At 46.3% G+C, this 10,572-nt stretch carries 7 protein-coding genes and 1 pseudogene; 4 read left to right on the top strand and 4 right to left on the bottom strand.

Features of this window, described 5'->3' with window-relative positions:
- The 4 genes and pseudogenes from JGK14_RS32125 to JGK14_RS32110 all read right to left on the bottom strand — a co-directional run.
- Window positions 1-1,068 (bottom strand): annotated as a pseudogene (locus JGK14_RS32125) (hypothetical protein); the annotation flags it as partial.
- Between the two features lie 57 nt (window positions 1,069-1,125).
- Window positions 1,126-5,109 carry a cobaltochelatase subunit CobN gene (gene cobN / locus JGK14_RS32120; protein ID WP_325315927.1) on the bottom strand — a complete coding sequence of 1,328 codons (3,984 nt, stop codon included), beginning with the start codon at window positions 5,107-5,109 and terminating at the stop codon, window positions 1,126-1,128.
- Between the two features lie 117 nt (window positions 5,110-5,226).
- Window positions 5,227-5,964 (bottom strand): ABC transporter ATP-binding protein, encoded by a 738-nt coding sequence (locus JGK14_RS32115; protein WP_442921499.1) that lies wholly within the window; start codon window positions 5,962-5,964, stop codon window positions 5,227-5,229.
- A gap of 232 nt (window positions 5,965-6,196) precedes the next feature.
- The gene (locus JGK14_RS32110) at window positions 6,197-7,009 is read right to left on the bottom strand and encodes an ABC transporter ATP-binding protein (RefSeq protein ID WP_325315926.1); all 813 of its coding nucleotides are present in this window, start codon (window positions 7,007-7,009) and stop codon (window positions 6,197-6,199) included.
- Between the two features lie 31 nt (window positions 7,010-7,040).
- Between JGK14_RS32110 and JGK14_RS32105 the strand changes: the two genes are divergently transcribed.
- From JGK14_RS32105 to JGK14_RS32090, 4 genes are all read left to right on the top strand, one after another.
- Complete coding sequence (locus tag JGK14_RS32105; RefSeq protein ID WP_293326540.1) at window positions 7,041-7,304, top strand: DUF433 domain-containing protein; 264 nt, start codon at window positions 7,041-7,043, stop codon at window positions 7,302-7,304.
- Window positions 7,305-7,316: 12 nt separating this feature from the next.
- Entirely contained in the window at window positions 7,317-7,565 is a 249-nt protein-coding gene (locus tag JGK14_RS32100; RefSeq protein WP_293186644.1) for a type II toxin-antitoxin system MqsA family antitoxin, read from the top strand.
- 128 nt (window positions 7,566-7,693) lie between these two features.
- Window positions 7,694-8,551, top strand: coding sequence for a Uma2 family endonuclease (locus tag JGK14_RS32095; RefSeq protein WP_325315925.1), 858 nt, complete (start codon window positions 7,694-7,696; stop codon window positions 8,549-8,551).
- 65 nt (window positions 8,552-8,616) lie between these two features.
- Entirely contained in the window at window positions 8,617-10,485 is a 1,869-nt protein-coding gene (locus tag JGK14_RS32090) for a tetratricopeptide repeat protein (protein WP_293186647.1), read from the top strand.
- The last annotated feature ends 87 nt before the right edge of the window (window positions 10,486-10,572 follow it).

Genomic DNA, 10,572 nt, shown 5'->3' with positions numbered 1-10,572 from the left:
GACTGTGGGGTGGGCATCTTGCCCGCCCCAGTCAGCAACAGGCAAGATGCCTGTTCCACTGTTGAGTAATTTGACTGTGGGGTGGGCATCTTGCCCGCCGCTAAAAGCCCGATCGACCGATGCTTGAGATCGGCGGAAAATGCCGTCGCCACCGGTGTTACAGGACTGCGGGAATCTGTAACACTGGGGCATTGCGTTAGGTTCACCAGACGGGAGTTTGGGGCGAACGCCTGCTGCTAAAAGCTGGCTGCCTTCAGAATCCACGATCGAATTAAAAGTGCGATCGTCCCGGCCGCTGTTAAATGCGCGCACACCGTCCGCCCAGACAATCATTTGAGGTAAATAATCGGGCTTCAACAGCCGTCGCAGTTGAAAGTCAACAACTTGGGCAGTTGCGCCGTTGACTGCAAAGTTAAATACCTTTAAACCCGGACTCCCGTTAGCAGCCAAAGATTGTTTTAGCTGTTTGGGATCGACGCCCTGCAACGCCCGGGAACTACCGACGATCAAAACATCTGGCGGCCCGACGGCTGCAACGTAGGATAGGTATAGTTCTAGCTGTTCGTCGAGTAAATCGCTGCTGAAGCTGACTGTACTGGCTTGCGATCGACTTGCGCCCGCTTGCTGTTGGGCATAAAGCAGATTTTTCATGTACTCGGTGACTTTTTTTTCAGCAAACGCCCGCCTGGGACTACCGGGGGGAACCGCTTGCATCCAGGCTACCGCTTGCACCCATTGGGCTGCTACTTCGTCCCACTCTTGTTTTGAATTGGCGGATTGAGCCAAATTGGCGGCCTTGGTGGCAAAGTTAACTGAATCTCCAAATGGGTCGTTTTGGGCGCAGGAAGGAACGCTGATGGATTTTTGGCGTTTATTGGGGTTTTTGGCTAACACAGAGGTTGGTGGCTGCGTTAGGACGGAGGATGATGCGATCGGGCTTGATGTCGCTGCGGTGTTGGGTGGCTTGGGTGGCGAACATCCGACTGTTGTTAGGGCGATCGCAGCGATCGCGGTGCAGGTACGTTTTAAGATGTTAGTACCCAGAGTAGCTATGTAGCGGCGAATCATACAGCTTTCACCGTTCGCGAAACATTAGTAAATATTACCGCAAGTGGGCTGGTGATGTTAATTGCGTATTTCTGTGTGGGATTCGATGACTGCTTCGGCTTCCAGGGCGATCGATCGCAATTTATCAAGGATATCCTGACTGGCACTCTCCCACAACCCCCGTTGGCGAGCTTCTAACAATCTTTCCGCCATATCTCGCAGCGCCCAAGGATTATTTTCCTGAATAAATACCTGAACTTTTTCATCAAAAATGTAAGCCTGTGCAATTCCTTCATACATAAAATCTTCAACACAATTCGCCGTAGCATCATAAGCAAACAAAAAATCCACCGTTGCGGCAATTTCAAAAGCACCTTTATAACCGTGGCGCATCGCCCCTTCAATCCATTTCGGATTTACCGCCCTGCTGCGATAAACCCGCGCAATTTCTTCTTTGAGTTGTCGCACTTTTGGATTTTCGGGAATCGAGTTATCTCCGAAATAAGTTTCAGGATTTTTCCCTTGCAAATTGCGAATTGCCGCAGTCATTCCGCCTTGGAATTGATAATAATCGTCGGAGTCGAGGATATCGTGTTCGCGGTTGTCTTGATTTTGGAGAACTATTTGCATTTGACTGAGGCGCTGTGTAAAGGCTTCCGGTGCCGAACATCCCCATTCACTTTGTTGAACTCCGGCTGCATCTCCAGGCAAATTTGAGGAACTAGAGGAAGTATAGGCGTAACTGCTCCAATTAATGTAAGCTGTTGCTAAATCGCCATCGTCTGTCCAGTTTTGAGCTTCAATTATTCCCTGAAGCCCCGCACCATAAGCCCCCGGTTTTGAACCAAAGACTCGAAATTGCGATCGCACTTTCGCATCTTCCCGACTCAAACCAGCCGATTCCAAATCCAAAATCTCTTGTTTAACTTGTGCTGCTAAAGGATTGTCTTCCGCAGGTTCATCTAAATCCGCCACAGCTTTGACAGCCGAGTCAAACAAATCAATTAAATTAAAAAAAGCATCGCGGAAAAAGCCAGAAATCCGCAAAGTAACATCAACGCGCGGCCGCCCCAAAACAGCAACAGGCAAGATTTCAAAATCTACAACCCGGCGCGAAGGCCCATCCCAAATTGGTTGAACTCCGATTAAGGCTAAGGCCTCGGCGATGTCGTCTCCACCTGTCCGCATAGTCGATGTTCCCCACACAGACAAACCCAAAGTTTTCGGATATTCACCATTTTCTTGAGTGTATCTTTCGATTAAAGTTTCGGCTGCAACTCTGCCAACTCTCCAAGCAGTTTCTGTGGGAATAGCGCGGATATCTACGGAGTAAAAATTGCGGCCTGTGGGTAATACATCTGGTCTCCCACGGGTGGGTGCGCCGGATGCACCGCTGGGGATGTGTCGTCCATCTAGTCCGCGCAACAGGTTAGTAATTTCTTGGTTTGTTTGGAGGAGTGAAGGTAAAAGATAGTTGGCAATCCAATCTAATTCTTGTTGGGTTGATTCTCCGATATTGGGTAAATTTGCAACCGCAGATGAACGCGGATCGACGCGGATGTTTTTGATTAAATCATCTATTAATTCAGCGGCTTTTTCTTCTAATTCTGCGGTTAAATCGCCTGCGGTGGTTAAGGGATCGAAGTCTAGGTTTAAGTCTTGGGCTAAGGCGCGGGTTAAGCCGGAACGATTTGTGCTAGGATGGCGGGCGATCGCAATTATCAAATCTCGCAACTGTCTACCTTGGGGACATTGACCAAAAATATGCAATCCGTCGCGGATTTGGGACTCTTTGAGTTCGCAAAGATAACCGTCGGTGCGGGTGATAAACTCGGTAAATTCGGATTTATTGAGTTGGATACCTAGGTCTTTATCTAGATTTTCCTGGTTGGTAAGGGCTACAATGCGATCGCGAATCATCGGTAATCTCGACGGATCTAAGCTTTGGGCTTCGCAATATTCGTCGATTAAGGCTTCCAACTGCTGCAAAGGCCCGTAAAGTTCGGCGCGAGTCATCGGCGGGGTGAGGTGGTCGATAATCACGGCTTGCGATCGTCTTTTTGCCTGGGAACCCTCCCCCGGATCGTTGACAATAAACGGATAGAAATTCGGCAGCGCGCCTAATGCGATTTCGGGATAACATTTATTAGACAATGCCACACTTTTACCGGGAAGCCATTCTAAATTCCCGTGTTTTCCCGCATGAATAATCGCATCAATTCCCAACTTTTCGCGCAGCCAATAATAGTAAGCAAGATAATTGTGAGTTGGTTCCAAATCCGGCGCATGATAATTTAAAGCCGGATCGATTTCGTATCCCCGCGACGGTTGAATCCCGACAAACACATTTCCGAATTGAATCCCCGGAATCGGAAACAGATTCGTATCCAGGTTCGTAGTAAGGACTTCAGTCCTTCCTTCCAGGTTCGTAGTAAGGACTTCAGTCCTTCTTTCCCCAGTCGCTAAGCCCCATCTATTACAAATTCCATCCTGTACTTGCTGCGGCAAAGTTGCAAAATATTCTTGATATTCCGCCAAATCCAAATATTGATTTACAGGGCGCAATTCCCGTCCTTCCGGGTCATTTGTTACGCCAGATATCAGCATTTCAATTAACTCGTTCCCGCTGCTGGGAATATTATCTACTTGATAACCGACTTCCTGCATAGCCTTGAGGATTTCGACACAGCTAGCGGGCGTATCCAAGCCAACGCCGTTGGCTAAGCGGGCATTGCGAGTGGGATAATTTGCGAGAATTATGGCGATGCGTCTGTTGGCGGCGGGGGTTTGCTTCATCTTCACCCAATTCGCCGTTAAGTCTGCTACGAATGAAATGCGATCGTCCGCTGCGACATATCCTACCACATCTGTTTCTAATTCACTGTTCCAAGTTTGTACAGCTTTAAAAGAAACAGCCCGAGTAATGATTTTACCATCTACTTCAGGTAATGCCACATTCATCGCCACATCGCGGGGCGAAAGTCCTTGTAATTCAGTTTCCCACTGTTCCAAACCGCCACCGCTGAAGATTGCTTGCAAGATAGGAACATCTAAGGAGTTTAAACTATTTTGTTCTGGTTCTGGACTGTTGAAACCGGAGACTGCAAAACTTGTTGTATTAATGAGTAATTGAATTGGTTCGGAATCTTTGGGTTTAAAATGTTCCACCAATTCCACTTGCAAATCCGGTTCTCGCAGCGAAGACACAAAGACGGGAACTGGTACTAAATTTCGGTCATATAATGCTTGACAAAGTGCATCAATAGGTGCTAGATTTCCCGATAAATAATGAGCGCGATAAAATAAAATCCCGACTTTAGCAAGGGTTGGTAAACCCGGAGATCCCCCCCAGCCCCCCTTAAGAAGGGGGGGGCAAGAAGTGGTCAAAGTTTCGGTTTTTAAGGGCGATTTAGGGGGATCGGAATCTGGGTTCAAAGTCCCCCTTCTTAAGGGGGATTTAGGGGGATCGGAATCTGGTAGTAAAATTCCCAAACCAGCCGTTGTATTTCCTCCCCAATCATAAATTCCCACCCGAGAAACTGTTTGAGGAAGAGGCGGATTATAAGCAGTTTTCAAACAAGTGTCAGCCGTAAACTTGAGTGCATTAACAAAATTCTGGACTCCGCCTTCTGTGAAATAGCGCCACAGTTGATTGACTGCGGACAGCGATACATTAGAATGACTAATTAAATCCGGATCTGGACTATCTTCACCGGGCATCACAATCAATACCGCATTAGTTTTCTGCACCGTTTCCCGCAGAACTTCTAATCCGTAAGACCAATAAGAACGCCCGCCTAACAGCCTTAAAATTATTACCTCTGCGCGTTCTAAAATTTCCTCGGCGTAGGTGTCAATGGTTAATTGTTGCTGCAACTGAAGCAGATTTACGGCCCGCACTTTCGGGAATTCGGGTGGCATTTTGGATGCGGCGGCCGCGAGTGTTTGAATGTCAGTGTCAGCAGCACTAATAAATACGATTGGTGCTGGGGTTTGCTGTATAAAAATTACTCCTTCTGCTTGAGGGTTCCAACCTCCGGGCGTAGCTGCTATTTTGTGCATTAATTTATCCTCTATAATAAGTTTGTAGTTAAGTTTGTAGTGAGGACTTGAGTCCTCTGATTTTTGGGATTCATGAAGAGGACTGAAGTCCTCACTACGAACCCAAAAATGTCGGAATTAACCTAAGTATGCTTTCTTTACTTGTTCGTTGTTGAGTAAATCTGATGCTATGCCTGTGATGGTAATGTTACCAGCTTCTAGTACGTAAGCCCGATCGGCAATTTGGAGTGCTAAATTGGCGTTTTGTTCCACTAACAAGATTGTAACGCCCGTAGAGCGTAGGTTTTGAATGATTCCGAAAATTTCTTTGACGATCGCAGGTGCTAAGCCTAAACTGGGTTCGTCCAATAATAGCAGTTTCGGGCGGCTCATGAGCGCGCGGGCGATCGCCAGCATTTGCTGTTCCCCGCCGCTAAGGGTTCCTGCCAGTTGAGTGCGCCTTTCTGCTAAGCGCGGAAATATCTCGAATTGGCGGCTTAAATCGGTTTTGATGGCTGCGAAGTCCGATCGCACATAAGCCCCTAATTCCAAGTTAGTTAACACCGTCTGCTGCGCCAAAACCCTTCGCCCTTCTGGACTGTGGGCGATTCCCAATTTTACCACTTCGTGAGCTTGGCGGCGACTAATATCGCGCCCGCTGTAGATGATTTGTCCTTCCCGCAAATTAACTATTTTAGAAATTGCTCTCAATGTCGTACTTTTCCCCGCACCGTTAGCGCCGATGAGACTGACAACTTCGCCCGCATTTACGGTTAAGTTGATATTTTGCAGGGCTTGAATCCCTCCGTAATTTACACAGAGGTTTTTGAGTTCTAACAGGATATTTTGGGTGGTTTCTGGTGGGGTTTCGTGCATTTATTGTGAATCTGATTTTGATATTTGTCCTTGGGGCGGGCGGGTTTATGAGATTGTTAGTTTTAGGCAGTTATTATTGGTTAACCCGCCCGTACAAGATTTGGGTAAAAACCTATTGATTGCAGCCATTAATATTAATTTTAATTTACATGATACCTTTAGGGGCGGGCTCGCCAACCATAATCGACTGAAATCGATAATCTCATAAACCCGCCCCCACCCAAGGAACAATCTATTTTTCATCTCCCAAATAAGCCTCAATTACAGCCGGATCATTCCTCACAATAGCAGGTTCTCCCAAGGCAATTAACTGACCGAAATGCAACACAGCAATGCGATCGCACAATCCCATCACCAGCGGTACGTGATGCTCGATCAATATTACAGTCAAATTGAATTGTTCCCGCACTTCCCGGATGAAATCACTTAACTTGTGCTTTTCCGTCGGATTCATCCCCGCCGCTGGTTCATCTAACAGCAAGATTTGCGGTTCCAGGGCTAAGGCGCGGGCGATTTCCAAACGCCTCTGATCGCCGTAGGGCAGGTTTTTGGCTTGTTCCTGCGCGCGATCGCCCAAACCGACTAAATCCAACAATTCCAGGGCTTTTCGCTGGGTTTTGCGCTCCATAGCGTTAGATTCTGGTAAGCCGAAAATCCCCGATAGTAGCGATAATACCGGATTTTGCGATCGACTGTGGATGTGTCGGGCGATCGCCACATTCTCCAAAACAGAAAGATCCCCAAACAATCTAATATTTTGAAAAGTTCTGGCAATACCTTTATTCGCAATTTGATAAGGCTTCAATTGGGAAATATTTTCATTTTGATAAATCAGATTGCCACTAGAAGCAGGTATCAGTCCAGTCATTACATTAAACAGAGTAGTCTTGCCAGCCCCGTTAGGGCCGATCAGTCCAAATATCTCGTTTTTTTCAACTGTAAAAGATACGTCGTTTACGGCAATTAAACCGCCAAAGCGACGAGTTAATCCTTTGGCGGCTAAAACAGGATTGGTTTTTGAGAGAGTCAGGGGTTCGGAAATCATAAACAAATGATAGAATATAAGATATCTAATTATGCCTCAAATTATGGATGCTCAAAAACTCTTAGAACGAATCACAGTAAATTCCCAAATATTTAAGGGAAAACCGATTATTCGGGGTCGCCGTCTTGCGGTTGAGCACATTCTAGGAATGTTAGCTGCTGGCGACACTCCTGAAACGATTCTCGAAGGCTATTCCTGGTTAGAAAGAGAAGATATTCAGGCTTGTCTAGTTTATGCTCACCGACTGGTTAGTCACGAGCGAGTCGAACCTCTGTTGGTGGAAACTAGCAAATAAAAATATAAACTCATGCGAGAAATCCGATGCAATACCTGTGGTAGCAACCGCTATGAGGAACGTAAAATCAATTACCTGTATAGTCATCAAGGTAAATACTTGCTAGTTCCTAACACGCCTGTTGAGATTTGTCTGGATTGTGGCATGATTTATTATGATGCAGCAGTTCTCAAAGAAATTGAGCGCCGTTTCTTTGCTATTCACCAGCAGAATGAAATGCCGGATTCATATATTCAAATTCCCAGCAAAAGTTACACGTAAATAATTTTTGGTTTGTTTGGGAAGATGCGATCGCCCTTAGCAGCACTCGCAAGAAATCGAAAACCGCTATAATGTCTTAATGACCGTACCGCCTCAATCTCCTTAAGCCGTCTCGCCCGGGTAATTTTATGACGATGTACGTACCGGATTCGCAGCCTTACCAAACAAAACTGCTCCCTACGATGTACGATCTACCTAGTGAAGACCCGGAGGAGCCCGGTTTGCCTGACGAATTTCATGACTATCAACCCGAACTGCTGCGTCAAACCTGCCGCCCCCGCAACCATCCGCTAGACCAAATCTTTATAGCGACAGACCTCAATCTATACTACGATTCTAACCATCTCAATTGGTATAAAAGACCCGATTGGTTCGTTGTCTTGGGCGCTTCTAGATTTTATCTAGGTGAGGACTTGCGCCTCAGCTACGTGATGTGGCAAGAAAATATTAGTCCTCTAGTAGTAGTGGAACTGCTGTCACCTGGAACTGAAGATGAAGATTTGGGAATCACACCAGAAGTCCGAAATAAACCGCCTACTAAGTGGCGAGTTTATGAAGAGATTTTGCAGATTCCTTACTACTTTGTTTTTAGTCGCTACACTAATCAACTGAGAGTATTTCAATTGATTGATAATCGTTACTGCGAACAAGTTTTAACTGATTCGCGATTCTGGATACCGGAATTGGAGTTAGGTATTGGTTTGTGGGAAGGTAATTATCAAGGTTTTTCGAGGTTGTGGCTGCGCTGGTACGATGCTAGTGGCGATTGGGTTCTGACTCCCGAAGAATTTGAAAGACAACGGGCTGAATTAGAAAGTCAACGGGCTGAATTAGAAAGTCAGCGGGCTGAATTAGAAAGTCAACGCGCCGAATCTGAAAGTCAACGCGCTGAATCTGAAAGTCAACGCGCCGAATTAGAAAGACAGCGAGCAAATCGATTGGCCGAGATCCTCCGAGACATGGGCATTAATCCAGATGATCTGTAAAATTAAGTAGCAGCCTGCAATACGGCGCGCCGTGTCAATAAAAATTTATTAACTAAAAATAACTTATGCCAGAATCTACTTCATTGCGCGATCGCTACCTAGCACTGATCGATAAAATTGTCGAAATCACCCTCAAAGGTCAAATTCGCTCTAAAGAACAAGTATATCAAATGTTGGTGCAAGACATTGGCACCGGCACGGGCGAAATCTTTGAACGCTGTTTTGGCGAACGCCTCGATGCCACCGATAACCTGCTCAGAAATGAAAAGGACGAAATCAAACAAGCCAAGGCAAATCGCAGCCTCAGAGCGCTAAAAACTATCCAAGGAGAATGGGAACGTTGGCAGAAGGATAACCGCGTCGATCGCGAAATCGCATCTTCCATCCAACAAATCCTTGCCGCCGAATCTAACGGCCGCCTCCTGGCAATATTGCAAATAATTGATCCCAATAAAGAACATCCGCTGACTCTCGATCAATTGCAGCAATTGTCAAAATCTGTGCACCAACAAATGCTGCAAACTACCAATCCCGAAACCGAACGAGATTTGCAGCAAATCACAGCCGGGATTGCTAAAGGTTTAGAATCTTGGCAGCGCTTGGAACCGGAACTCGTCGGCTGGATTTATCAGCCACAGCAGCTAGGATTCGCCGGCAGTCCCGAACAAAATGGGCCTTGGGCTTTTTGGTCAAAAAAAGTTAATAGTGCCTTTGCTAACGCTCTTTTACAGACTATTGCCAGGGGTGATTCTATCGTTGAATTTGCAGCCAAGCAGTCTAATGTAGAATTAGGTACGTTGCTGGAATTGGCGATAATTTTGCAGTGTTTGCAACGGGCTTTGGTAACATGGTTCGACAAGCAAGTTTACGATTCCAAAGTGTCCACAAAAGCTTCGATTTCTACTTACATTACTTTTTCTGTAATTTGGAGTCAGCTAGCTAGTGGATTTAATAATTCTACTAAGAGCGGCGAACAGTTGGCAAATGCTTGTTTTCAAGTAACTTTGCAAATTTTACGCACTTTTTCTCAGCGGGAATACTTTCCGCTTTACGGCGGGATTTTTGCTTCGTTTGATGGTAAAGCTTTGCGGCATACTTTGGATTATTTAGATGAACCGCTGCGGCGCGTTGAAGGTACTCAAGCGAAGGCTCGAATTTTGACGCTTTTGGGTTATTCGATGCAGGCGGCTGGGGCCTACGAGCGATCGATCTTACTGCACAAGCAATCCCTGGAAATTGCCCGGATGGAAGGAGATAAAGCCTGTGAAGTCGCCAATCTCAATCACATCAGCCGCAATTATGTGGCTCAAAAAAATTATCAGGAAGCGATTAATTACAGTCAGCGGGCTTTGATTATGGCACGGCAGGCGGGAGAGCGGCAAGGTGAGGCGAACGCGCTGGCTAATTTGGGCTACAGCGAAGTGTTCCAGGCGCGGCAGTTGGAGGAGGTGGAACCGGAGGTTTACGAAAGTGCTATTAGTTATTTGGAGCAAGGTTTGCTGCTGTCGGAGAAATTGGGCGATCGCCAAAGTCAAGCTTTTTGCTCTAGCAGCCTCGGTATTGCTAAAATTGCTCTGGAAAATGCTGCTGGTGCGATCGAGTATTTGGTCAAAGGTTGGCAAGCGGCTCAATTTTCCGGCGACTTATATCTCCAAGGTCTCAATTTGGCTTATTTAGCTCAAGCTTATTACAGTCTGAATCAACTAGAACAAGCAATTTTTGCTGGCTGTTTGGGGATGTATACTTTGGAGCAAATTGGGGCGATGGAATGGCGACAATCGGCTGGTTTGCTGACAATTTTGCGCGGTCAAATGGGGGCTGAATCTTTTAAACAGTCTTTGGCGAAAAGTCGAGCGAGTATCATTCCGGCGATCGGTGTTGATGGCTATGATTATATCCCAGAATTGTTGGAAAAATACCAGCAATCTATTTAACTCTTTGTGGAACAGGCATCTTGCCTGTTGCTAAGAAAGAAAGGGGGCGGGCAAGATGCCCACCCCACAATCTATTTAACTCTTTGT

The sequence above is a fragment of the Microcoleus sp. PH2017_28_MFU_U_A genome, from assembly GCF_020738035.1.
Lineage (GTDB): Bacteria > Cyanobacteriota > Cyanobacteriia > Cyanobacteriales > Microcoleaceae > Microcoleus.
Note: the sequence above shows the minus strand (reverse complement) of the source record. Positions and strands in the feature narration are given on the sequence as shown.

Excerpts from the sequence above, each read along its gene's own strand:
- JGK14_RS32105 (WP_293326540.1), top strand. The coding sequence starts at position 7,041 with ATGCCTCAAATTATGGATGCTCAAAAACTCTTAGAACGAATCACAGTA.
- cobN (WP_325315927.1), bottom strand. The coding sequence starts at position 5,109 with ATGCACAAAATAGCAGCTACGCCCGGAGGTTGGAACCCTCAAGCAGAA.
- JGK14_RS32110 (WP_325315926.1), bottom strand. The coding sequence starts at position 7,009 with ATGATTTCCGAACCCCTGACTCTCTCAAAAACCAATCCTGTTTTAGCC.
- JGK14_RS32090 (WP_293186647.1), top strand. The coding sequence starts at position 8,617 with ATGCCAGAATCTACTTCATTGCGCGATCGCTACCTAGCACTGATCGAT.
- JGK14_RS32095 (WP_325315925.1), top strand. The coding sequence starts at position 7,694 with ATGACGATGTACGTACCGGATTCGCAGCCTTACCAAACAAAACTGCTC.
- JGK14_RS32115 (WP_442921499.1), bottom strand. The coding sequence starts at position 5,964 with ATGCACGAAACCCCACCAGAAACCACCCAAAATATCCTGTTAGAACTC.
- JGK14_RS32100 (WP_293186644.1), top strand. The coding sequence starts at position 7,317 with ATGCGAGAAATCCGATGCAATACCTGTGGTAGCAACCGCTATGAGGAA.